Genomic DNA, 270 nt, shown 5'->3' with positions numbered 1-270 from the left:
CGACGCCGGTGAAGCAGAAGGGGCCACTTTGCTGGTGGATGGCCGCGATTATCAGGTCCCCGGCTTTGAAAGCGGCTATTACGTTGGCGGTACTTTGTTTGATCACGTCACCCCTGAGATGACGATTTACCGTGAAGAAATCTTCGGGCCAGTTCTGTCACTGCTGCGCGCCCAGTCGCTGGATGAAGCCCTGACGCTGATCAATCAACACGAATTTGGTAACGGTACGGCGATTTTCACTGCCGACGGTGAAGCCGCACGCCGGTTCAG

General features: G+C 56.3%; 1 protein-coding gene. It reads left to right on the top strand.

The window, feature by feature from the left end:
- Positions 1 to 270, top strand: a 270-nt coding sequence (locus ACYP03_RS26295) for an aldehyde dehydrogenase family protein (protein ID WP_459782710.1), incomplete at both ends; no start/stop codon positions are given.

This window comes from Photobacterium sp. R1, assembly GCF_054600795.1.
Note: the sequence above shows the minus strand (reverse complement) of the source record. Positions and strands in the feature narration are given on the sequence as shown.